This window comes from Aliarcobacter faecis (assembly GCF_013201705.1).
GTDB lineage: Bacteria > Campylobacterota > Campylobacteria > Campylobacterales > Arcobacteraceae > Aliarcobacter > Aliarcobacter faecis.
In genome coordinates this window covers 572,738-597,102 of record NZ_CP053837.1, presented here as the reverse complement: position 1 = coordinate 597,102, position 24,365 = coordinate 572,738, and the positions used below count along the sequence as shown (strand labels likewise).

The 24,365-nt window shown below is 27.9% G+C and carries 25 protein-coding genes and 1 other RNA gene; 3 read left to right on the top strand and 23 right to left on the bottom strand.

All coding sequences use genetic code 11. The features are described from left to right. Positions 1-16: 16 nt before the first annotated feature. Together AFAEC_RS03090 and AFAEC_RS03085 are read right to left on the bottom strand one after the other, a co-directional pair. On the bottom strand, positions 17-1,567 hold the full coding sequence (locus AFAEC_RS03090) for a 2-isopropylmalate synthase (protein WP_026806031.1): 1,551 nt from the start codon (positions 1,565-1,567) through the stop codon (positions 17-19). Between the two features lie 243 nt (positions 1,568-1,810). After that, complete coding sequence (locus AFAEC_RS03085; protein ID WP_026806032.1) at positions 1,811-3,322, bottom strand: YifB family Mg chelatase-like AAA ATPase; 1,512 nt, start codon at positions 3,320-3,322, stop codon at positions 1,811-1,813. A gap of 116 nt (positions 3,323-3,438) precedes the next feature. Between AFAEC_RS03085 and AFAEC_RS03080 the strand changes: the two genes are divergently transcribed. Next, positions 3,439-3,813 carry a hypothetical protein gene (locus AFAEC_RS03080; protein WP_026806033.1) on the top strand — a complete coding sequence of 125 codons (375 nt, stop codon included), beginning with the start codon at positions 3,439-3,441 and terminating at the stop codon, positions 3,811-3,813. A 9-nt stretch (positions 3,814-3,822) separates the two neighbouring features. Here the strand turns inward: AFAEC_RS03080 and def are convergent, their stop codons facing one another. The 7 genes from def to AFAEC_RS03045 all read right to left on the bottom strand — a co-directional run bounded on the left by def (position 3,823) and on the right by AFAEC_RS03045 (position 10,964). Next, the gene (def, locus tag AFAEC_RS03075) at positions 3,823-4,338 is read right to left on the bottom strand and encodes a peptide deformylase (protein ID WP_026806034.1); all 516 of its coding nucleotides are present in this window, start codon (positions 4,336-4,338) and stop codon (positions 3,823-3,825) included. A gap of 16 nt (positions 4,339-4,354) precedes the next feature. Then, the gene (gene clpP / locus AFAEC_RS03070) at positions 4,355-4,939 is read right to left on the bottom strand and encodes an ATP-dependent Clp endopeptidase proteolytic subunit ClpP (protein ID WP_026806035.1); all 585 of its coding nucleotides are present in this window, start codon (positions 4,937-4,939) and stop codon (positions 4,355-4,357) included. 14 nt (positions 4,940-4,953) lie between these two features. Then, complete coding sequence (gene tig, locus AFAEC_RS03065; protein ID WP_026806036.1) at positions 4,954-6,255, bottom strand: trigger factor; 1,302 nt, start codon at positions 6,253-6,255, stop codon at positions 4,954-4,956. A 104-nt stretch (positions 6,256-6,359) separates the two neighbouring features. Then, positions 6,360-7,493, bottom strand: coding sequence for a polyphosphate kinase 2 (gene ppk2 / locus AFAEC_RS03060; protein WP_026806037.1), 1,134 nt, complete (start codon positions 7,491-7,493; stop codon positions 6,360-6,362). After that, positions 7,490-8,440, bottom strand: a complete 951-nt coding sequence (gene ppk2, locus AFAEC_RS03055) for a polyphosphate kinase 2 (RefSeq protein WP_026806038.1) — start codon at positions 8,438-8,440, stop codon at positions 7,490-7,492. The genes ppk2 (AFAEC_RS03060) and ppk2 (AFAEC_RS03055) overlap by 4 nt, the downstream gene beginning before the upstream one ends. A 16-nt stretch (positions 8,441-8,456) precedes the next feature. Next, positions 8,457-9,599 carry a carboxynorspermidine decarboxylase gene (gene nspC, locus AFAEC_RS03050; protein ID WP_026806039.1) on the bottom strand — a complete coding sequence of 381 codons (1,143 nt, stop codon included), beginning with the start codon at positions 9,597-9,599 and terminating at the stop codon, positions 8,457-8,459. Between the two features lie 171 nt (positions 9,600-9,770). Further along, positions 9,771-10,964, bottom strand: coding sequence for a saccharopine dehydrogenase family protein (locus AFAEC_RS03045; RefSeq protein ID WP_026806040.1), 1,194 nt, complete (start codon positions 10,962-10,964; stop codon positions 9,771-9,773). 151 nt (positions 10,965-11,115) lie between these two features. Between AFAEC_RS03045 and ssrA the strand changes: the two genes are divergently transcribed. Beyond that, positions 11,116-11,515: a transfer-messenger RNA gene (gene ssrA / locus AFAEC_RS03040) on the top strand. A gap of 198 nt (positions 11,516-11,713) precedes the next feature. Continuing rightward, positions 11,714-12,961 carry a tyrosine-type recombinase/integrase gene (locus tag AFAEC_RS03035; protein ID WP_026806041.1) on the top strand — a complete coding sequence of 416 codons (1,248 nt, stop codon included), beginning with the start codon at positions 11,714-11,716 and terminating at the stop codon, positions 12,959-12,961. Between the two features lie 64 nt (positions 12,962-13,025). On the opposite strand, the gene AFAEC_RS03030 is transcribed toward AFAEC_RS03035, so the two are convergent. The 14 genes from AFAEC_RS03030 to AFAEC_RS02965 all read right to left on the bottom strand — a co-directional run bounded on the left by AFAEC_RS03030 (position 13,026) and on the right by AFAEC_RS02965 (position 24,356). After that, positions 13,026-13,604, bottom strand: coding sequence for a transglycosylase SLT domain-containing protein (locus AFAEC_RS03030; RefSeq protein ID WP_051489025.1), 579 nt, complete (start codon positions 13,602-13,604; stop codon positions 13,026-13,028). Continuing rightward, positions 13,601-13,909: a hypothetical protein gene (locus AFAEC_RS03025; protein WP_026806042.1), complete on the bottom strand. Its 309-nt coding sequence runs from the start codon at positions 13,907-13,909 to the stop codon at positions 13,601-13,603. The genes AFAEC_RS03030 and AFAEC_RS03025 overlap by 4 nt, the downstream gene beginning before the upstream one ends. After that, complete coding sequence (locus tag AFAEC_RS03020; RefSeq protein WP_026806043.1) at positions 13,872-14,216, bottom strand: hypothetical protein; 345 nt, start codon at positions 14,214-14,216, stop codon at positions 13,872-13,874. The genes AFAEC_RS03025 and AFAEC_RS03020 overlap by 38 nt, the downstream gene beginning before the upstream one ends. After that, entirely contained in the window at positions 14,206-14,472 is a 267-nt protein-coding gene (locus AFAEC_RS03015) for a hypothetical protein (RefSeq protein ID WP_026806044.1), read from the bottom strand. Before AFAEC_RS03015 ends, AFAEC_RS03020 begins: the two co-directional genes overlap by 11 nt. A 2-nt stretch (positions 14,473-14,474) precedes the next feature. Beyond that, positions 14,475-14,816 (bottom strand): hypothetical protein, encoded by a 342-nt coding sequence (locus AFAEC_RS03010; protein WP_026806045.1) that lies wholly within the window; start codon positions 14,814-14,816, stop codon positions 14,475-14,477. Positions 14,817-14,830: 14 nt separating this feature from the next. Beyond that, a complete protein-coding gene (locus tag AFAEC_RS03005) occupies positions 14,831-15,283 on the bottom strand; it encodes a hypothetical protein (RefSeq protein WP_026806046.1) in 453 nt (150 codons plus the stop codon). A gap of 12 nt (positions 15,284-15,295) precedes the next feature. Next, positions 15,296-16,282 carry a hypothetical protein gene (locus tag AFAEC_RS03000; RefSeq protein ID WP_026806047.1) on the bottom strand — a complete coding sequence of 329 codons (987 nt, stop codon included), beginning with the start codon at positions 16,280-16,282 and terminating at the stop codon, positions 15,296-15,298. Next, entirely contained in the window at positions 16,283-20,194 is a 3,912-nt protein-coding gene (locus AFAEC_RS02995; RefSeq protein WP_026806048.1) for a phage tail protein, read from the bottom strand. Next, positions 20,182-20,571 (bottom strand): NlpC/P60 family protein, encoded by a 390-nt coding sequence (locus AFAEC_RS02990; protein WP_026806049.1) that lies wholly within the window; start codon positions 20,569-20,571, stop codon positions 20,182-20,184. Before AFAEC_RS02990 ends, AFAEC_RS02995 begins: the two co-directional genes overlap by 13 nt. Next, on the bottom strand, positions 20,568-21,194 hold the full coding sequence (locus AFAEC_RS02985; protein WP_026806050.1) for a phage minor tail protein L: 627 nt from the start codon (positions 21,192-21,194) through the stop codon (positions 20,568-20,570). Before AFAEC_RS02985 ends, AFAEC_RS02990 begins: the two co-directional genes overlap by 4 nt. Position 21,195: 1 nt before the next feature. Next, a complete protein-coding gene (locus AFAEC_RS02980; RefSeq protein ID WP_026806051.1) occupies positions 21,196-21,525 on the bottom strand; it encodes a hypothetical protein in 330 nt (109 codons plus the stop codon). A gap of 1 nt (position 21,526) precedes the next feature. Beyond that, positions 21,527-23,755, bottom strand: a complete 2,229-nt coding sequence (locus tag AFAEC_RS02975; RefSeq protein ID WP_051489026.1) for a phage tail tape measure C-terminal domain-containing protein — start codon at positions 23,753-23,755, stop codon at positions 21,527-21,529. 2 nt (positions 23,756-23,757) lie between these two features. Further along, positions 23,758-23,970, bottom strand: coding sequence for a hypothetical protein (locus AFAEC_RS02970; RefSeq protein ID WP_026806052.1), 213 nt, complete (start codon positions 23,968-23,970; stop codon positions 23,758-23,760). 92 nt (positions 23,971-24,062) lie between these two features. Next, the gene (locus tag AFAEC_RS02965; protein WP_026806053.1) at positions 24,063-24,356 is read right to left on the bottom strand and encodes a hypothetical protein; all 294 of its coding nucleotides are present in this window, start codon (positions 24,354-24,356) and stop codon (positions 24,063-24,065) included. Positions 24,357-24,365: the final 9 nt, after the last annotated feature.

Genomic DNA, 24,365 nt, shown 5'->3' with positions numbered 1-24,365 from the left:
GAATTTTCCTATCTTTTTATACCTGATGCCCACAGTTTTTTGTAAGTCTATTTTTTTGAGAAAGATATGAATTTAAAGCTCCAATATAAGCATTTGCAGTTGCTAGCATAGTATCAATACTTAAACCATGTCCTACAAAAGATTGACTATTTTCAAAGCTAACTCTTGTTGTTACTTTTGCTAAAGCATTTTTCCCTTCACTAACAGAAATTACTTTATAATCTTTTAACTCTCCACTATATCCTGTAAGTCTATCAATCGTTTTAAAAATAGCATCCATTGTACCATCTCCCAAACCTGCATCTTTGATAATTTTATCTTCAAATTTTATGCTTACTGCTGCCATTGGCATTCCACTTGAACAGTCACTTATTTGTAAACCAACTAACTCATAGATTTTATCATGATTCAAAGCTTCATCAGTAATTAACATTCTTACATCATCATCTGTTATATCTTTTTTCTTATCAGCTAAAACTTTAAATCTCTCAAATGCACTATTTAACTCTTCATCACTAACACTATCAAAACCTAATTGTGCAATTTTATCTTTAAATGCCGCTCTTCCACTATGTTTTCCTAAAATCAAAGTACTATCTTTAATAACTCCAACATCTTCAGGTCTCATAATTTCATATGTTTCTTGATGTTTTAAAACACCATCTTGATGGATTCCACTTTCATGTGCAAAAGCATTTTTCCCAACAATAGCTTTATTTTGTTGTGGCTCAACACCTGTAATTGTAGCAACCAATCTTGAAGTTGCATAAATTTCTGGTGTATTTATATTTGTATATAAATCTCCAAATACATCTTTTCTCACTTTTATAGCCATAACTGCCTCTTCTAAAGCAGAGTTTCCAGCTCTTTCTCCTAAACCATTTATTGTAACTTCGATTTGTCTAGCTCCATTTAAAACTGCGGCTAAAGTATTGGCCGTTGCTAAACCTAAATCATTGTGATTATGTACAGAAATAATAGCTCTATCTTTCGCATATTCACTTAACTCTTTAATCATAGCCCCTAATTCTGTTGGTAATCTATATCCAACAGTATCTGGTAAGTTTATTGTTTTTGCACCTGCACTTATAACTGCATCCATAACCTCTTTTAAGAAAGATATTTCACTTCTTCCAGCATCTTCGCAGCTAAATTCTACATCATCTACAAAAGTTTTTGCATACTCAACTGCATGTATAGCTCTTTTTATAACTTCTTCTGGACTCATTTTTAACTTATATTTCATATGGATTGGTGATGTTGCTATAAATGTATGAATTCTATGTTTTGAAGCACTTGCAACTGCTAATCCAGCTTGTTTTATATCATTCTCAACAGCTCTACTTAATGAACAAATAGTTGAATTTTTTACAATTTTTGCTATTTGAGTAACAGCATCAAAATCACCAGGACTTGCAGCTGCAAAACCAGCTTCTATAACATCAACTCCCAATTTTTCTAACTGCAATGCAACTCTTATTTTCTCTTCAGTATTCATAGAACAACCTGGACTTTGTTCTCCATCTCTTAAAGTAGTATCAAATACAATAATTTTATTTTTATCCATAATATTTACCTTTTAATTTAACATTTGATTATATCTTTTTTTAAATAAAAAAAGAAAAACAGATTTTTTTAAACTTGATTTTAACTATAAAGTTATAATTAGAGTGAATAGTTGAGAAGAAGAGTTGAGTTTACACTTTTAATGAAATTGCTTTTAAAAATATCAAATATTTTCATATTACTCTCCTTTTTTTAATTAGACTAGAAGTATATTTATTTTTTTACCTTTTGTCAAGGATAATTTTTATCTTCTTCTAAAATTTAAACTTTTTAATAGATCACTTTTTGTAATAATCTCATTTCCATTTATATCAGCAATTGTCCTTGCTACTTTTAAAACTTTATTTATACTTCTAAAAGATAGTGCATAATTTACTCTAGCTTTTTCTAAAATATCCCTACTTTCCTCATCAAGTATGCAATATTTTTTTATATCCTCATCACTTAATTTCCCATTTAATTCAGTTTGACCTCTTTGTTTTTGTCTAATAAATGCTTCAATTACACTTTTATGAAGTTCAGCAGAAGTTACAATATTTTTATTATCATTAAAACTATCATTCATCACTAAATATAAATCTATCCTATCTAAAAAAGGTTCACTAAGTCGGTTTTTATATCTTTGAATTTCCAATTCATTACATCTACACTCTTTTATACTTGAAAGTTTATTTCCACAAGGACAAGGATTCATGGCAGCTACAAAAATAAACTTTGTACTATACAAAACTTTACTATTTACCCTTGAAATTAAAATTTTATGATCTTCAAGTGGTTCTCTCAAAGCTTCTAAAATATTACTGGGAAAATGTGGCAATTCATCAAAAAATAAAATTCCACTGTTTGATAAAGCAACTTCCCCCATTTTTGCATTAGAACTTCCACCACCAAAAATAGAAGATTTTGTACTTGAATGATGTGGATTTCTAAAAGTTCTTATTGGTGTAAAATCAACATCTTTATAATCAAGTGCTTGAAGTTTTGCTTTTTCCAATATCTCATCTAAACTCATTGGAGTTAAAATATATTGAAGTCTTTTTGAAATCATAGATTTTCCACAACCAGGACTTCCTTCCATAATTAAATTATGGTTTCCAGCAGCACTTATTAGTGCTGCATATTTAGCCATATCTTGTCCTAAAACATCTTTAAAATCTTCTAGATAATTTGTATCATAAAAATATTTTTCATCAAATATTTCAATCTCTTTATATTTCTTTTGCTCTTTTTTATAAATAAACTTCTCTTTTTCATCACTTTTTACAAACTCTATTGCACTATTTAAACTATTTACAACATAGAGATCAATATTTCGAATATTTGCCAATTTCTCAGCACTTTGTTCACAAACTACAACCTTTTTTAAAACTAATTTTTTAGCTAAAGATAACACTATTGCGAAAATATGGCTTGTATCTTTTATTGTTCCATCAAGAGCCAACTCTCCAAAGAAAAAATAGTCTCCAAACTCTAATTTTTGTTCATCAAATAGTGCAATTTGAAGAGCAATTGCTAAATCAAAATGCGTTCCTTTTTTACTTATTTCTGAGGGTGATAAATTTATTGTTATTTTTAAAGGTGGAAATTTAAAATCATTTATTAAAAGTGCTGATTTTACTCTATCTTTTGACTCATTTATATTTGTACTTACCATTCCTACTATTGTAAAACTAGGCATTCCTTTTGTAAAACTAGCTTCAACATCTATAACTGTTGCATCAATTAATTCTTGAACTGCCGATTTTATAATTTTCATAAATATATCCAAAATAATTTATTTTATTATATATAATTATTTATAAAAAATTGTATATTTAAAATGATTCATTTAAAACATTAGTTGATATAATAAACAAAAAATTAGGATTTTATATGTCATCACTTATGAATTGTCCTGATTGTAAAGCCAAAATTCTATCTAGGATGGGAACAATTTGTCCAAATTGTGGTTTTACAGTAGGATATTTTAATGGAACAACAAAAAGAAAAAAATATGGTAAATTTTTTGCTCTTACAGTTTTTGCACCATTCTTTTCTTTTCTAACAATTCTTTTTGCCCAAGTAAATATTTATAGTTTTTTAATTGCCATTGCAATATTTTTTTACTTGACAATAAAAGCTTGTCCTTATAACTTTAAAGATGTTTTTGCCTCAAAATTTGAAAAGGTATTTTTCTGGATAGTTTGGGGGTTTATTAATGGATTTTTATTAATTTTAATTATAAATATACTTAAAAAAGGTGTATAAAAGAGAAAATTATTTTTTCTCTTTTAATTTTCTCTTCCACTCTTTTTCAAACTTTTGTCTTTTTGTAAAAGATAGATTTTCTATAAAAACATGACCTTCTAAATGCTCCATCTCATGTTGCCAAGCAACAGCTAAAAAGCCTTCAGTTTCCATAACTTGTTTTTCACCAAATCTATTAAAATATTCAACAATAATATGATTTGCTCTTGTAATATCTTCATAATATCCAGGGACACTAAGACATCCCTCTTGATAAACTTGAACTCCATCTTTATGAGTAATTTTTGGATTTATTGCCTCAATTAACTCATTTTTATCTTGAATATCTTCTTCATTTGGAATATTTATAATTAAAATATTAAGTGGAACTGCAACTTGAATAGCAGCAAGTCCCACACCTTTTGCAGAAATCATAGTTTCATACATATCATCTAAAAGAGTATGAAGTTCTTCATTAAAAACTTCTACATCTTTAGATTTTGTTCTAAGAAGTTTATTTGGATATGTAATTATTTCTCTAATCATCTTTTATCTTGACTCTTTATTTATGTTTTTCAATAACTTCATCAATAAGACCATAAGCGCAAGCTTCAGCTGCACTCATAAAATTGTCCCTATCTGTATCTTTTTCAATAGTAGCAAAATCTTGACCTGTTTGACTAGCTAAAATAGAGTTTAAACTATCTTTTAACCTTTGAATCTCTTTTGCTTGAATTTGGATATCTGTTGCTTGTCCTCTAGCTCCACCTAATGGTTGATGAATCATAATTCTTGAATTAGGAAGAGAGTATCTTTTACCTTTTGTTCCTGAACTAAGTAAAAAAGCCCCCATAGATGCAGCTTGTCCTATACAAATAGTACAAACATCCGGTTTAATATAGTTCATAGTATCAAAAATTGACATACCACTAGTAACTACTCCACCTGGAGAGTTTATATATAAATAGATATCTTTTTCAGGATCTTCAGCTTCTAAAAATAGAAGCTGAGCCACAACAGTTGAAGCAACGGCATCATTTATTTCACCACTTAACATGATAATTCTATCTTTTAGAAGTCTTGAATAAATATCATAACTTCTCTCTCCTCGACCAGTTTTTTCAACTACATATGGTATATAACTCATTTTCTATCCTAAAATTATTTTGCTAATTTCTCATCAAATAGTTTAGAGATAACTTTCTCTTCAATAATTGACATTTTAATTGCAGGTAAATATCCAGCTTCTTGGTATTGTTTAATAACATTTTGTGGATTTTGTCCCATTTGTAATGCTTCAAAATATAATAGTTGAGTAACTTCTTGATCACTTACTTCAACTTTTTCAGCTTTTGCTAAAGCATCAATAATAAATGTAGCTTTTACAGAGTTTGTAGCATCAGTTTTTAACTCTTCCCTTATTGCTTCAACTTTAGAAGCATCATCTTTTAACTCATTGATTTGCTCTTCACTCATAGATCTAATTTTATTATTTAGTGCAAAATTAACTTCTTGATCAACTACAATTTTTGGTAATGCAAAATTGATTTTCTCAACTAGAGTCTCTAAGAAAGTTGGTTTTAACTCTTCTCTATAATATGTTGCTTTCTCAGTTGCTACCATTTGTTCTTTAATTTTTTCTCTTAAAGTATCAAGTGTTACATCTTTTTCATTTGGTAACATTTTTTGTGCAAATTCATCATTTAATTCAGAAGGTACTCTTTCTTGAATTTCATGTAAAGTTACTTTAAATACAGCCTCTTTTCCAGCTAAATCTTTTGCTTGATACTCTTTTGGGAAAGTTACAGTAATATCTTTTTGCTCTTCATATTTCATACCAATAACTTGTTCTTCAAATCCTGGAATAAAAGAGTTTGAACCTAATTGTAATGGATATTTTTCAGCTTTTCCACCTTCAAAAGCTACACCATCAACAAATCCTTCAAAATCAATCACTGCATAATCACCCTCTTTTGCAGCTCTTTTTCGAGAGATTTTTTCTAACGGTGCTGATTGACTTGCAATTTCAGTTAATCTTGCATCAATTTTCTCAATCCCAACTTCAATCTCTTTTACTTCAGGAACTAATGTTTTATAATCTCCCAAATCTATTTTTGGTTTACAAGCTACAGAAATCTCTAATTCAACACTTCCATCATCTTTTTTATCAAATTTAGAGATACTTGGCTCACCTATTAAATCATCATTTTTAAGCTCGAGTAATTTTAAACCTTCATTTAAAACTTTTCTAACAGCCTCACCTTGTGCATCTTCAAGTAACTTATCTGCATATCTTTGTTTAACAACAGCAACAGGAACTTTCCCTTTTCTAAATCCTTGAACATTCATAGTTTTTGCAGCAGTTTTTGCTACATTATCTAAATTTTTTTCAATTAATTCTTTTGAAAGTGTCGCAGTTATTTCAACATTTGCTTCATCAACTCTATTTGCTTTAAATTCCATCAAATTTACTCCGAATTTTAATTTTAGCAAATATTCTATCTAAATTTAAATAAGGCTTTTCTTTAAGCAATTTTTTGTAGATTTTTAAAATAAAAAACAAAAGATTAATAATCTTTTGTTTTTCTCATTTGTAGTAACTCTCTTTGAACAGAGATATTTATCTCTTCATTTGCTTCAAAGTTGAGAGAATAATTTCTTCCATCATAATCAACAGAATTTAATATAATTTTAAGTGCTTCAAGCCTTGCTAAATGCTTATTATCACTTCTAATTATATGCCATGGTGCACTTCTTGATGTTGTTCTTCTTAGCATCTCATATTTTTTTTCAGAAAATTCATCCCATAAGTCTTGTGCTTGCATATCAACTTCTGAAAATTTCCATTGTCTTAGAGGGTCATTTATTCTTCTATCAAATCTTCTTTTTTGCTCCTCTTTTGAAACAGAAAAATATAGTTTAATTAAAATCATTCCTTGTCTTACCAAATCTTGTTCAAAATTTACAATATCTTCCATAAAAATTTCATGCTCTTCTGGTGTACAAAATCCAAAAATTGGCTCAACCATAGCACGATTATACCAAGACCTATCAAATAAAACCACTTCTCCACCAGTTGGAAAGTGTTCAATATATCTTTGTAAAAACCACTGATTTCTTTGTGTTTCCGTTGGTTTTCCAAGTGCTACAACTCTATAATGTTTATTATTCATATATCTTGTAATTCTACGAATTGCTCCTCCTTTTCCAGAAGCATCTCTTCCTTCAAAGATAATAATCATTCGCTTATTCTCTTTTTCTAACCAATTTTGAAGTTTAATTAACTCTATTTGATAAGGTTTTAAATCTTGTAAATCATAAATTTTTTGAATTCCCTCTTCTAAAGCATCTGGACTCAATTTTTTATAATTTTTTAATAAAGATTTTAAAAATTTATTTTCTTCTTGTATAGCTTTTAAAGTATCACTTATTTTTATATTTTCAGAGATATCTTTTGTTAATTTCTCTTTTTCTAAAGAAATCTCTTCCTTATAACCTGTAACTTTTGATCTAAAATCTTCAAATAATCTTACAGCTTTTTGTAAAGTTAAACTATCTTTTTTAACATATCCTAAAACTTTAACATATCTTTTTTTATCATGTTGAAATCTTGCTATATATTTTTTTCCAAAGATTGGATGCTCTTCTTTAGAAACATAAAGCCCTACTTGAGATGTTTTATCAAATTCATTTAAATTCATTTTTCATCCTTCTTTATTTTTGAAGCTTGATGTTTTTGTTCCATATTCTCAAGCTCAACAGAACCATTTATAATAATTTTCTTATCTATTTTAAAAAGAGTTTTATCTTTTGACTTTTTATCATAGTTAATACTATTTAAAATATATCTCATACAATTTAATCTAGCCTTTTTATTATTATCACTTTTTACAATTATCCAAGGTGAGATTGGAGTATGCGAAGCCATTAACATTGAATATTTTGTAGCTGTATATTGATCCCATAATTTTTGTGATTGTTGATCTATTGGTGATAATTTATACTGTTTTAATAAATCTGTTTCTCTTTTTTTAAATCTTTTTTCTTGCTCTTTTTTAGAAACAGAGAAATAAAACTTAAAAAGTATAATTCCAGATTCAACAAGCATTTTCTCAAAATCAGGGACATCTCTTAAAAATTGCATATGTTGTTCTTTTGTACAAAACCCCATAACAGGCTCAACTCCAGCCCTATTGTACCAACTTCTATCAAATAATACTATCTCTCCTGCACTTGGAAGGTGTTGTATATATCTTTGAAAATACCATTGTGTCTTTTCAACATCACTTGGTTTTTCTAAAGCAACAATTCTAGCTCCTCTTGGATTTAAATGCTCGGTTACTCTTTTTATAGTTCCACCTTTTCCTGCAGCATCTCTTCCTTCAAAAATAATTAAAACTTTAAGTCCATTATCTTTAACATAATTTTGTAATTTTAAAAGCTCTATTTGAAGTAGTGTTAGTTCCTTTTGGTACTCTAAAGTAGCTTTTTTAATCCAAACTTGAACTTTTTGTTCACCATCTTCAATCTTCTCATCTAACTCTTTTCTTTTTCTTTTTTTATCTTTCCCATGTTCAATATCTTCAAATGTATCAATTACATCTTTATCTTCAAAAGTATGTTTTAATAAGCTTCTATCATGTCCCATTCTCACTCCTAATTTTTTATGAAAGCCTCATTTTATAATCTTCATATCCAAAGTTTTTTATTATTTTATAACTGTTTTCTTTAGTCTTTATAACTATTGATGGTAATTTTATACCATTGAATGTTGTCGTTTTTACCATTGTATAGTGAATCATATCTTCTAAAATTATTTTATCCCCTACTTTTAAAGGCTCATCAAAAGAGTAATCACCAATAATATCTCCAGCTAAACAAGTATTTCCACCTAATATATATGTATATTTTTTTTCAAATGCCACTCCACTATTTCTAATCATTGCACGATATGGCATAGCTAAAGTATCTGGCATATGAGCCTCTGCACTTGTATCAAGAATTACTAAATTCATTCCATTTTCAATAATATCAAGAACCGTTGCAACTAAATAACCAGTTTGCCAACCAACAGCTTCACCTGGTTCCATATAAACCTCTAAATGAGGATATCTAGCTTTAAAATCTTTTAAAAGTTTGATTAAACCTTCCACATCATAATCAGCTCTTGTTATATGGTGTCCACCACCAAAATTTACCCATTTAAGTTTAGAAAAATATTGGCTGAAATTTTTCTCAAAATTTGCCAAAGCTCCTTCAAGTGCATCTATATTTTGTTCACAAAGTGCATGAAAATGAAAACCTTCTAAAAATTCTAGTTGAGTTTCATCAAAATTTGCTTTTGTAATACCTAATCTTGAATTTGGTGCACAAGGATTATATAAATCTACCTCAACGCTTGAATATTCAGGATTTAATCTAACTCCTAAAGATACTTTACCAAAAGCTTTATCTTTATATCTTTTTAGTTGATTAAAAGAGTTAAAAACTAAATGATTAGATAAAGAGATAATTTCATCAATCTCTTCATCTTTAAAAGCTGGGCTATAAGTATGAACTTCTAAGCCAAACTCTTTTTTTGCTAAAAGAGCCTCATGAAGTCCTGAAGCACAACAACCTTTTAGATATTTTCTACATAAATCAAAAGTTGAGTGCATAGCAAAACCTTTTAGAGCTAAAAGAATTTTAATTCCTGTTTCATCTTGAATTTTTTTCAAAAGTTTTAAATTTTTTTCTAAAAGCTCTTCTTCACAAACATATGCTGGACTTGGAAGCTCTTCAAAAGAGTTAATAATTTGCTTTGTCATATATTTTTCCTAATGTTTAAAATTTTTATCTATTTTCTACTAAAAACAGATAAAAGTTTAAGAGATTTTTTTCAAAAATAAGGCTAAAAAAGTAAGAATTTAGAAATTTATTTTTTATAAATAACTAAATTCTTATCTCTTTTGTAAACAAAATTTTTCTAAAATCTGATTTTATAATTCAATAATTTTCCAAGGAAGACCTTGTGTCATTAACTCATCCATAAATGGTTTTGCATCAAACTCTTCAATATTAAATACTCCTTGATTTTTCCAAATACCTTTATAAAGTAGTTTAGAACCAATCATAGCTGGAACTCCTGTTGTATAACTTACTGCTTGTGCACCTGTTTCTCTATAACACTCTTGATGATCACAAACATTGTAAATATATACTTTTTTTAGTTTTCCATCTTTTATACCTTCAATTATACAACCAATATTTGTTTGCCCAACTGTTCGTGGTCCTAAACTAGCAGGATCTGGTAATAAAGTTTTTAAAAACTCTATTGGAATAATTTTTTGTCCTTGGTGTTCTACTGGCTCAATTCCAAGCATTCCAACATTTTGTAAACAATTCATATGTTGAATATAACTATCTCCAAAAGTCATAAAGAATCTAATTCTTTTTAAACCTTTAATATTTTTTGCTAAAGACTCTAACTCTTCATGATAAAGTAAATAAGAAGCCTTTACTCCAATTTCTGGATAATCGTGATCTACTCTAATTTCAAGAGGTTTTGTCTCTATCCATTGTCCATTCTCCCAATATCTTCCATTTGCAGATACTTCTCTAAGATTTATCTCTGGATTAAAATTTGTTGCAAATTTATAACCATGGTCACCTGCATTACAATCCATAATATCTATATAGTGAATTTCATCAAATAAATTTTGTTGAGCATATGCACAAAATACTCCTGTAACACCTGGATCAAAACCTGAACCTAAAAGTGCCATAATTCCAGCTTCTTTAAATTGCCCATCTCTTGCCCACTGCTCTTTATATTCAAATTTAGCTTCATCAGGATGTTCATAATTTGCAGTATCTACATAATCAACCTTACATTTTGTACAAGCATCCATAATTGTCAAATCTTGATAAGGTAAAGCAACATTTAATACTAATTTTGGATTCACTTTTTCTATTAATTTTACTAATTCATCTACATTATCAGCATCTACCGAAGCTACATCTATCTTTACACCTTGATTTTTTAAAATATCAGCAGCAATTGCTTCACACTTTGAAACTGTTCTTGAAGCTAGTGTAATTTTTTCAAATGTATCAATATTCATAGCACATTTAACAGTAGCAACCCTACTTACACCACCTGCCCCAATAATTAAAATACCTTTTTTGCTCATTTATTCACTCCATTATATTTTTATATAAAGATTATACAATTTTAAACTAAAAGAAAAAGTGAAGTAAATAAAAATTTATTATTAAATAACATTTTAATTACAATTAACAAGCTTTTAATAATTACTTATGTAAACTTAACTTTTAAGTTATGGGGATGACTTGGTATCGATTAGAGCAGTGAGTATTAGTTGCATGTCGGCCTGAACATGCCGTTACGCGGTTCATTTTTTTTAGACGCAAACAATACAAATTACGCTCCAGCTTACGCTAAAGCTGCGTAAGTTTAACAACTTACTGACTCGCCTTCGGGCTTGAGTCTAACGGAGACTTGCACTACAGATTCTATCTATGTAGATAAATGCAGGTTCACAATAGATAGATTATCTTTTAAGAGTTGATTTGGCTTAAAAGAGAAAATTTAAAATCTTAGTTTTACGATTGCTTTTGGAAGTTGAGTTGTCATAAAATGAATTTTTTCAACTTCGCTAAGCATGTAGACGCTAATATAAGCTGTTTTAAGACTGCGGTTCGATCCCGCACATCTCCACCATAAATTAATCTCTTATCATATCAAATAATCTACCAAATGACTGTTTTATCGATAATTTAAAAATAATTTTAATCTTTTATAGTCTTATATAATACCCTATAATCTTTAAATCTTTGTTACCTTTTATGTTACCTTTGTTATAATTTTTATGTTACATTTATTTTATGAAGTAACAAAAATGAAATAAAGAATATAAAAATGCCAAAAATTCCAACTCCTCTAACAGATACAAAAATATCAAATTCTAAACCAAAAACAAAAGAATACACATTAAGTGATGGGCAAGGATTACATTTACTTATAAAAGTAAATGGTAGTAAAATATGGGAGTTTGTTTATGTTTCACCTACACTTAAAAAAAGACGAAAAAAATCTTTAGGAATTTATCCAACTATTAGTTTATCTAAAGCAAGAGAGTTAAGAGCCAATTTAAAACAAACTATTTCTAATAACATAGATCCAATAGAACAAGAGAAAAATATAAAGAATGAAGAACAAATAAACAATAAAGGTTTATTTCAAAATGTTATGGAAGAGTGGTTTATTAGACAAAAAAAGACACTTGAAAAAGTAACATATGATAGAAAATATAATCTCTTTTTAAACTATGTTTTACCAAGATTTAAAGATAGAAATATAAAAGATATTACAAAATTAGAATTATTAAAACTTTTAGAAGATAAAGAAAAAACAGCAAAAGAGACGGCTTCAAGACTTTTTAACTATCTTCAAAATTTATGGGCTTTTGCAGTTTTGAAAGATTATTGTGAATACAACTATTTAGCAAATATAAATAAAAATGATGTTCTTGTAGAAAAGAGAGTTAGAAATAACTATGCAAAAATTACAGATGAGGATATTTTTAAAGAACTTGTAAATAAAGTATATGGATATAATGGAAGCATATCTATAAAAAATGCTTTAAAATTTGTTTTACATATACCCTTAAGAGCTTATAATTTATGCTTTTTAAAATGGGAATATATAGATTTTGAAAATAAAATTTTAACTATTCCAAGAAATTTAATGAAAGTTAAAAATCATAATTTACAAGATTTTATGTTACCTTTGACAGATGAAGTTATAAACATTTTAAATGAACAAAAAGAGTTTTCTTCAAGATATACAAACTTAAAAGAGTTTATATTTATAGGAACTGATAATATAAGTCCTATTAATAGGGAAAGCCCAAACCAAGCTTTAATAAGATTGGGATTTACAGCAGAAAAAAAACAATCTTTACATAGCTTTAGAGGTAGCTTTAGAACAATCACTGAAGAGAAACAAGATATACATAAAATAGATACTAGAATAATAGAAAGTGTGCTAGACCACCATAAAGAAGGAAAAGTTGAACTATCTTATAAAAATAGAATAGTATATCTTGAAAGACAAAAGCCTTTAATGAACTGGTGGAGTAACTATATATTAAATTTAAAATATTAAAAAATAAAAATAATCAGCAATTATTAGGGACTAACTGCTGATATAAAATTATAAAATATTTATACTAAAAATCAATTTTTTGCATATCTTTCATAATATTAGAATACCCTATAATATTATTTATATAACCCAAAGTTTCATTACTATATTTTCCAGTTACTTTAACCAAAGAGCCTTTTATATCTTCCCAATTTCTCTTATCACCCGATATTTTTTGAGCTTTTATGATATTTCCTAATCCAGCATTGTAAGAAGCTAAAGCTAATTCAAATCGTTGAAATGTTGTTCTTTCTAACTTCCAACTTTTACAAAGATTATTCATATAAAAAACTTGAGCATAAACAGATTGAATTGAATTTTTAGGCTCAAACCCATTTTTAAACAGATAATGTCTGCTTAATCCTGCTCCTACTTCTCTTGCAGTTTGTGGCATAAATTGAGCTATTCCCAAAGCTCCAACTGGACTTACTGCTTCAGAATGAAATCTGCTCTCTTGAACAGCTTGAGCTATAAAAAAATATTCAACTGGTAAACCATTTATAACCGTATCAAATTGCCAAAAAGATTTAACAGCTTGTTTATAATGTCCTAAATAATCTTTTAAGCCTATTTCTATAGCCTCTTTTACACTTCTTAATTTCATTTTTCATATTCCTTTGTTTTTTCCCATGGGAAATTTTTATCTAACTCTTTTTTACAAAACTCATTATATCTATCTATTTGAGATTCATAAAAATTTATATTTCCTTGTAACTCATTTGACCTAGCAACAAATAAATCTAAATCATCTTTATGAACTCTAATATCTACCTTTTCACTTTGCTCTACTTTTTGCATATCAAAGCAAACCATTTTATTTTTAAATATTACAGGTGGCTCTTTTGTAGAGCAACCTATAAATAAAATCAAACTAAAACTTAGTAACAATAAAATCTGAATTTTTTTCATCTTTTACCTCCCCTCTTTTGATTACTTCCTCTTTTACTTTTGAAGCAGCTCTTACAACATTCTCTTTTTCTTTTAAAGTAGTTGTTTCAAAAATTGCTTTATTTTTTTCAAAATCAAGTTGTTTTTCATATTCTTGCACAGCGATATTAAAAGATATTTCTAACTCTTTATAATCTTTCTCTTTTTTATTTAACTTTTCTTTTGTACTATCTAAACTAGAACTTATAAAATAACTATATACACCTACAACAACAATAATTCCTAATAAAATATTTGTATTAAACTTTGAAATTAAATTAGTGAACATTACAAGTCCTATTTATCAAAATTTTTTTATATGTAGATCTAATAGATATAAATATCAAAAGCCCTGTTATTAGCAAATAATGTATCTGTTCAAATAGCTCTTTATCAAAATAATTTATAAATAAATGATAAAAAACAACAGATAACATCACAACTAAAACAGTTATAAAGCCTGTTATATTGGTTTTATACATTTTTACTTTTATTGCAAAAACAAAACACATAAGAGAAGTCAATTGAAAAATTGTAAATATCATTTTCACTCCTTTGTCGCTAAAATAGTCATTTTTCTTTTTACAAGTAAAATCATCTCTTTATAGAAAAAAGGTATAGTGATTGAAATAAATACATTTATCCATCCTTTAAGTTGTACAGATATACCAAATATCATAAATTGTATTTTCATTTCTTCAAGTGTTACCCAACAAATTGTTCCTACAATTGCAGCAACTAATGTACTAGTTGTTGTTAAAAAAAATAAAACTTTTCTACTTTTTGTTTTATAACTTTCATCTTCTATCATTTCTTCAATTTTGTATAAAAATGTTAGAAAAAATATTAATCCAAATATATACCAAATTTCTATATTTCTAAAATCCATAACTTCCCTTTTTATTAAATTTTATTTGCTTCAACAAACATACTATCTATTTGTTCATCTGTTAAATTAAAACTATTTTGAATAGCTTCAACTATAAAACTATCTCTTTTTACTTCTATTGCATATTCCCACTCAATTTGCCATTTTCTGTTTTGAGCAATAATCTCTTCAACAGCATCTAATAAATCTATATTAAGTAAATATAGTCTAGCTTGTCTCATAGTTATAGAGTTTGGAACTATTAAGAGCAGTTTAGGCTCTATATAAGGTGATATCTTTTGTGTTTTACAATACTCCTCTAGTAGATATTCTTTTCCTTTCTTATCAACAAAGATATGTATATCTTCGGTATCAACTAAATTAAGAGTTATAGGTATTTCCCCATACTCTTTACATGTAACTAATAAATCAATAAGTGAGTTATCAGCTGTAACATATTTTAAATCTCTTATTTCTGTAAATCTCATTTTTATCTTCCTTTATGCTATTCTTAAAAACAATCCAAAAAAATAATCATTTCTACCAAGATACTTCCAAGTACCTGTAAAATTTCGTGTACTACTTGTTCCATTTATATGATAAACGGATAAATTACTACCAGCTACAGTTTGACCATAAGAAAGTGTTACTTCATTAAAAAGGTTCATAAAAGCATAACTACCAACAGAACCGTTACTTAAACTAACTATAGCTGTTCCTATAGCAGTTGTTGTAACTACTGTATTGGCTTTATTTAAAGCTTCAACTCCTTTATTATACGCTATATTAACAGCTGTTGCACTAGCACCTATAGTAGAACTTTCCGTAGATACTGAGTCAGTAATACTTCTCCATGTATTTGTATCAGTTATTGATACTCCAATACTTGCAAGCCAAGATTTAAAAGCATCACTAGACATAAATCTCATATAATTATCATTAATAGCATCATTTCTAAAACAAATATCTGCAGTTATTGCTGGAGCTGATGTTTGTTCAGCATAAGTACTTCTAAAAAGCCTTGCATAAAAATCTCCAGAAGCATCTCTTAACCCTATAGTAGTTGGATTAGTTGCCATACTTGGAGAATAACCTGTTAATTTTGCACTATCACTAGCTTGTGCTGATTTACCAAGATATGCACTATCATGATTATGTCCTACAAGGGCATAATCACTATGTGTATGATTTAAAGCTGCATAACCTGTGTGAGTATGTGATGCTATTGCATAATAAGTAGCAGCTTGTCCATTTAATTTATCACTATCTCTTACTTTTATTTCATAAAGAGTAGATAAATCACTCCAAACACTACCATTATATTTCTCCCATTTATTTCCACTTGTATTCCAGCGTTTAGCACCTGATGGAAGATTTGATGTAGTCGTTCCATCAAGCATTTTTATAATATCTTCATCTCTTTGCTTCATTTGTGTTAAAAAATCTGCATATGTTGTTACTAAAGTTGGTAAACTAAAATCTGCCATTTAATATCCTTCCGCTGACCAAGTAAAGTCGCTATTTATTCTATTTCCATTCATATCGTACATATACACTTTAAAAGAAGTTGGGTTAGGAACATCTGTAAAATCACAAACAAATGTTTTTCTTGTAGTTCCAAGAGGAGTAATTGTGATATTTACAATATCTACAAATGTCTTATTAAAATAAACAACTGTTCCTGCTGTATCAGTAGATAATGAAGTAGCCTTTCCATTATCACTCTTAATTTTACTATCAAGCTTTACCTCCATTGTATTAATTATAAATGCATCCTTTATACTCCCCACAAAACTTACTTTTACTTTTACATATCTAAAATTTGAAGATGTTACTTTTGAAGTATCACTATTTAAATTCCAACTCGTTCCATTAGAACTTGTAGAAATATCTATTTTAAACCCTCCAGAGCCTACTCTTTCATAATCAAGTGTTACTGTAACTGTGGTTGATGGCAAAATAGTTCCATAATCAAATATCTCTTCATAGTATGAAGTTGTTGCAAATGGTTGAGCATATAATAAATACCCTGCATTTACTTGAGCTTGTGGTGTAGTCCAACTATTTGCAGTAAAATGTGCTTGAAAAGTCTCATTTTTAATACCAAGATACAATTTCCCATTATCAACAAAAGCATTACTTTTTGTACCTCCAAAACTACTAATCCATTGAGCATTTAATACATAATCTGGTGGCTCATTTACAAGTGCTGTTGTACTTAAACTTTGACCTTTATTTCCTGCTGTATCAATAGGAGTAATCCAATAAGTGTAATAAGCACTTTTTGATTCAAAAAGATTTGCAAAAGTTCCACTATTAGTTCCTATTGATTCTGCAACTGCAAGAGTTTCACCTTTTTTAATTTCTACATATGATATTGGTAAAGTTTTTGCAATTTGTTTCCAATAAAGTAAAACATTGTTATCTATTACTTTTGAAGTAACTTCAGTTGTTTGTGGAACTGTTATTTCACTTATTACAGTTCTAAGAGTTGATACATTTCCTACTATATCTACAGCTTGAATTGATATCTTATTTGAAGCCCATGAAACTTTTGTGGTATATGTTGTAGTTTTTGCATAAGTTACTAAACCATCATGGCTTATAATATAGTGTTGTATAGGATAAGTAGAATTTGACTCTTCCCATTTAACAACAACATTTTCACCTTTGTAACTTACTTCAACATTAGGAGAAAGAGGAACTTCAACTGTAATATTTATTTCAACTACATCACTTGGTTTTAATGCAACATTTAAAGCTTCAACTTTAAAGTTATGTATTCCATTTGATAAAAGTTTATAATTAAAAGTAGTTGATTTTATGTTATTTTCAATTACCACATCATTGTGATAAATCCTATATCCAACTGCAAAAGGAACTTGTGTCCACGAAATAACTGTATTTGTAGATAATAATTCTACTTCTAAATTTTTAGGAGTTGAAACTTTTTTCAATAATCCTTCAAAAATATGTACTATAGTCTTCTCATTTACTCTTATTTCATACTCAACACCTCTAGTAAGTCTATTTTCAATTTCAAAAGAGTTTGTTGAAGTAGTCCCTATTTTTTTGCCATTTAAATAAACTGTATTTATTAATTTATTACTGTTAAAAGATACTACTAATATTTCAGAAACTGTATTATCATTTTTTTGAATTAAAACTTCTTCAACTTTTAAATTTGTTGTGTTATTCAATATCATCACAGGCTCTACATCTATAATTACATTATCATTATAAACATCTGGGTTATATTCAATAGCTGTAATCTTTCTTTTTAAATCATTAGCTCTTGTAATACTTGTAACTCTATAAAGATTAGTAGCCTCTGTATCAAGTCTTCCAAGAGCATATACATCAAATTTATTAATTTCCCGTGGGAAATTTCCTACAAAAATAGTATTAGTTACAATGTCACTATTAACCTTTGGAATAGTAATAGTTATAATTTCATCATTTAAACATCTAATTTGAATTTCATAATCTTCATAAGCTAAAAGTTCGACTTCTTGATCAATATATAAAATACCATTTTCACTTCCCAAAATTCTTCCATCTGCTAAAGTATTTGTCATATACTTAACGCCTACTTTTATTACATCTCCTACATTACAAGCAATTGCATCTACAAAGGCAGTAAATGAGACCGTTTCAGAAATATATCTATTTTTATTTAGTAAGAATTTTGCATAAGAAGATGCCATTTCTCTTTTTGTACAACCATATAAATTGATTGAAGATTTAATCTCCATTGTTTTTGAATCAAAATCATGAGATTGTACTTGAACTGTTTTTGCTTTATAACTATCATTTTCATCATAATATGTAATTTCAACAGTATTACTTCTTTCATTGTAAGGAATATAAGATATTGAAAAAGAGCTATCAATTATATTTCCACTTGTAAATAAAAAACCTTGAGTTGGGATATCTACATTTTTATCTATTATAGGAGTAAATATACTTCCAAATTGAACAACTATAGCACGACCTAAAACTGATATTAAATTTAAAGCTGATTGCAGTTCTTGTTGAGAATCTAAGTATAATCCAACAGTTAAACCTTTATTTACACAATAGTCTGCCCATTCTTGAAACTTTGTAATATCTATATCACTATCTGGAATCCCTTCTCTTTTTAGTAAATCATAACAAGCCCATGCTGGATTTGATTTTAATTTTATTGAACCTGTATTATTTACTAGACAAGTAATAGTTGGAAAACTACCATTTAATTGGTCTGTTGCCATTGCATTAATTGAAAGTAATGCAACACCAGGATAAGAAAAATCATCATAAACAACTTCATTTATATACTCTAAACTCAACCCATTTGCTACTCTTGTATTTGTATCAAAACCACTTATTCTTTTTACTTTTACATCATAAGAATCTGATTCAAGATTTTTAAATCTATAACTCAATCTTTTTATAGTTTTATAAGTATTTGAAACTGTATAAGATTGAGTTATCCAAGTAGAACTTCTACTCTTTTTATAACTTATCTGAAAGCTCACAGATTTACTTGCATAGTTGCCACTATCTTCAATTATAAAAAGACCATTAGGAAAAAGCATAATAACTTCTAATTCATTTATACTATTTCCAATTGTTGTATAAGAAGTTTCATAATTTAATTCATTCAAATTTCTATTTAATGAAATAGTCGTTGCAGTATCTCTAAAATTTCCAATAACTGTTTGATTTGTTGTACCTAAAGTTGTATAGTAATTAACTTCATTAAAATTTGATATTGCTTGACCATTTATCTCTATATCACTTATACTATTTACTATTCCATCATTTACAGCCATTAATATATTTAAATGTTGTTTATCACCTTCAAGTGATAAATAACTAGAAATAATAGGGGGAGTTACTCTTGCAACTCCTAACATAATTGGTAAAACTGTTCCTACTTCTCTTGCATTTGAACCACCACTATAAGCATAAGTTGGTGAAACTTCATTTAAAGCTGTAGAAGTGGAAATAGAAGGAGTAGCAGTTGGTAAAAGAGCATTTATTAAAAGCCCTCCTCCAATCATAATTGCACCTGTTGCAATATAATAAGCAGTTTGAGATAAACCAAATCCTATACTAGAACTAAGAGCATATCCTAAATGTGGAGCTGCAATACTTAATGCTACCATTGCTACAAGTTTAATTATATTTTTACCACCACCTCCACCACCAGCAGGAATTGGAACTACTGCTAAAAAATCATTTTCTTTTAATCTATACTCATAATTTTCTGTAATTTCTCCATTTAAACTAACTACAAATTCTATATCTTCACTATATGGAGCTAAACATTCCCAAATAAAACAATTCTCTAAAGTTTTAACTATTTTTTCATTTGGATTAAAAGGATTTAATATTGTTGTTAATGTTGCCATTTATAAAATCCTTTTATTTGATTTTTTACTTTTTCATCATCAATACTTGTAAGATATGAACTCATATTTTCCCTAGTATCAATAAATCTCTTTTCATCAATCATAACTGCAAAGTGAGTTACTAAACTGGGATGTTCAGCATTTACAGCCATTGCAATAACTACATTTTTTGAAGGATTTGTTAAAGACCAATTTTTTGAAATCTCATTTAAATAATTTGCAAAGGTTCTTCTTGGTTGATCTGCAGTAATTATAGTTTCTGGAATTTCTATATTTAGAACCTCTTTATAATAAAGTTTTACAAGACCATAACAATCGCACCCTTTAAAACTTCTACCTCTTGAAACAAAAGGTATTCCTATGAATTTATCTATCATATTGACACCCCTTTATTTCCAATTGCAGGAAAACCACCAAATCTTTTTGAATTCAAAAGTTGCCTACATCTTGATAGTGTTTTATTACACTCTGTTTCAGGTCCTGTATATCCACAAAGAGAAGATTTAAACTTAAACCTACAAGAGTTTGGGAACATTCTTATTTGAGGAGCTCTAGCACGGAATAAATTTCTAGCACTTACAGTAAAACTCACTTCTATATGATTCAAACTTGAAGTTGTAAGTATTAGATTTGTACTATATATCGGAGTTACATTTGCTAAATCTTTACTATTTACAATATATAAAACTACTGTAATTGGTTCAAATCCATTAACCTTTATATAGTTATCATATTGTCTTATATATTGTCCAATTATATTTTTTACATTCCCTACTTTTATTTGAAATTGACTTATTTCAGCATTTGCTGATTGAGAAATCTCATCAAGTTCAAAAGGAAATCTAAGCCATGTTTTATCTCTCCAATTAATATCTTCATTATTATTTACAATTCTTAAAACCTCTGCTACTGATGGAATATTTATTTCTAACATACTAAGCCAAACTGAATTACTTGCTAGAATATTTTTTTCTATTTTTATTTTAGTTGATAATTCCATCTCACACCTCATAAAGAATAATTGATGTACTTCTATAAAGTGGTGATTCCCACTTTATTTTCAATTTTTCTTCTTTAAATTTCACTTCATAAGTTTTATAAGTTAAAGGATGAATAAAAGAAAAACTAATACCTTTATGCAAAAGTAGAAAATTTCTTATTTCAGTTGCCTTTTCAACAGTTAAAGAAGAAAATGTCATATAAAAAATTTGTGGATTTCTAGAAAACTTTGATACTGTTTGTTCATATCCTCCATTAAAGCTTACTCCATTTAAAGGAATATAATCATCTTCTTCAAAAGAATTTGGTGCAATCTGAGGGAAAATAGCCATATTACATACCTCCTTTAAATAAATCTCTAAGTTGCATAGTATTTCTATTGTATGCATCCATTATTATTGATATAATTTCTATCTTTTTCCCTTCACTATCTACTTTTGTTACTTGACTAATTTGACTAGCATCTATAGATTGTCCTGTTTTATTTTCAATATTTAATACAATATTTGTACCACTTTGATTATTTTTCATAGTAACAGGAATTGTTCTTCCATCAGGAAGTGGAACATAAGCTTCTGGCATTCTACCTTCACCAAAAAGAGCAAGTTGTGGAGTATTTGCAATACCTCCATTTGAATATGCTTTAAGTGAAACAGCTCCTTGGTTTGTCATAATTCCTCCATTAGCAAATGAGAAGCCAGAAAACATAGAGCCCCAATCAATTGAACTAGCTGCAGTAGCTAAAGGCTTTGTAATATTTATTTGAATCATCATTCTTATAAAATCTTCTGCTATAGAATTTATAAAATCACTAAAACTAGATTTCCCAGTTTTTATAAAATCAACTAAAAAATCTTCCATTCCATAAAGTGCATTTGAAAATAGATTATTCATTTGTCTATAACTATTACCTGCATGCTGAATATAATCATCAAAAGCTTCTTTTATACCATCTAAGCCATTTTTTTCAATATCTACTCTACTTTGTTGAATTTTTTCAAATTCAGATTCATACCAAATATCAAGTTTATTTTTATCTTCAACATATTGTGAATATTCTTCTTTTTGCTTATTTAACTCATAAATTTGATATTGAGATTGAGTCATTAGTGATTTATTAAAATCATCCTCAAAATATCTATTTGCTCTTTTTTTATCTTCTAAAAAATCATAATAAGCTTTTATATGATTATCATACTGTTCTGTATTATTTTTTTCTTTTGGCTCGTTTTTAGTTTTTGTTCCAGAGCTTTTATTTGAACTATTAAATTGAAACTGCCCATCTAAAGCACCATTTACTGTAGGCTTTATAGAATCAACTAATTTATCAGTTTCATTTTTTATTTTGGAATAATTATTCATAAGACTTGCATTAAATGATTCTGCAATTCCTGTTGCTGATAATCCATCTTTCCAAGCATCAGAAATATCAGTTAAATCTTCTTTTATAGACTCTTTTATTTTATTTATATTTTCAGTTTGATCATTAAATCTAATCTCAATAGGATCTAAATTTAATATACTCGCTCCCTCATTATAAGCCTCTATAACAGTATTTACTCCCTTTGAAAGAAGTGATATACCAGCTAAAATTGCTCCTACAGAAGTTTTAAAAGCTACAGTAATAACATTAAAAACTATTTTTAAAGATTTAAAACCTTGATATACTATTGCTAAAGACTCAATAGTTGTTTTAAAACCTGAAATAAAAACATTAGTTAAACCTTCATATCCACCAGAAACAAGATTAAAACTTTGAGTAAAAGATTCTGTAAATGTTTTAATAAAAGCTTTTATGAAAGCAAATAATCCAGCATCCATAAAGTCTTTTTTAAATTGAGCCCATTGGTCCCTTAAGTTTGAAATCATTCCATCATATATACTCATTTGATTTTGCATAGCATCTTGATATTTACTATTAAAAATACTTTCTAATGTACTTTCTATAATTTCACTATTATTTTTAATAATTACATGCTTTGCTTTACCACTAGAATCTGTCCAATTATAGGCAATCTCATCACCTTTCATAGAAGCTCTAATTCCAAACTCTTTTAATCTTTCATTTTCTCCTGTCATTGCATCAGCCATTGCTTCAACTGCTTGCATAATTGGTTTATTCATAGCACTTGCAGCATCACCTAAAGATCTTAAAGAACCATTAGTTGGATTTAATCCATAAGCTCTCATTTGAACAAAAGCTTCAGTTACTTGAGATAACTCATAAGGTGTTTTTTTTGCAAAATCTTCAATCCATTTTAAAGACTCTTTTGCTTTTACTGAGCTTCCTTCTATTGTTTCTAAAGTTGAACCATATTTTTCAAATTCACTAGCAGTATTTGTAAAATCTTTTGCAGCAAAAATAATCGCATCAAATCCCTGCTTTATTGTATATCCTATTGCAGCATATCCAGCAATACTTTTTAAAGTTTGACCAAAAGATTTTGCAGAATTAGAACTTTTATCTATAAGTTTTGAAAGTTTTCCAAACTCTTTTTGAGTAACAATAAGTTCTCCAGTATCTGAATCAATTTTTAGTTTTATTCTTAAATCTTTTGACAAACTCACACCTTACTATTTTGAATCCAAATCAATCCCATATTTAAAACTATAGGAGTCCAATACTTTTTATCAAGACCATTCCATGATAAATAATCTTTAGTAGCTTGATAATTCTTCCCAATAGGTCCAAAAGGTCCATATTCAAAAGGAATTATCAAAAAAATATTTATTAATTTTAAAATTTCGATATCTTCAAAAAAAACTATTTTTGACATAAGATTTTCTTTTAGTTCTTCTATATCTTCAATAGTTAAAGATAATTCTCCAACACCTTTTGCATTTTGTTCAGCCCAAAGATAGAGTTTTTCTATCTTCTCTTTTTCTGCTTTCCCAGTTCAATGTCTAAAATCTCTTTAAAATCAAAAATATTTGTATCTTTTTGTTCTTCAATTACTTTTTCAACATTTGGACCTTTAATATTTTCTTTCAATAAGGAAACTGTAAAATCTAACTGACCTTTTACATCATCTTCTTTAATTAAAAAAGCTTTCTCAATTTGGTTTGATGTTGTTCCAAAATATTCTAACTCTTCTACTGTTCCATCATCAAATTCATATTCAAATTTAATAGAAGCTCTATGTTTCTTAAGTTTTAATGGCATTTATATCTC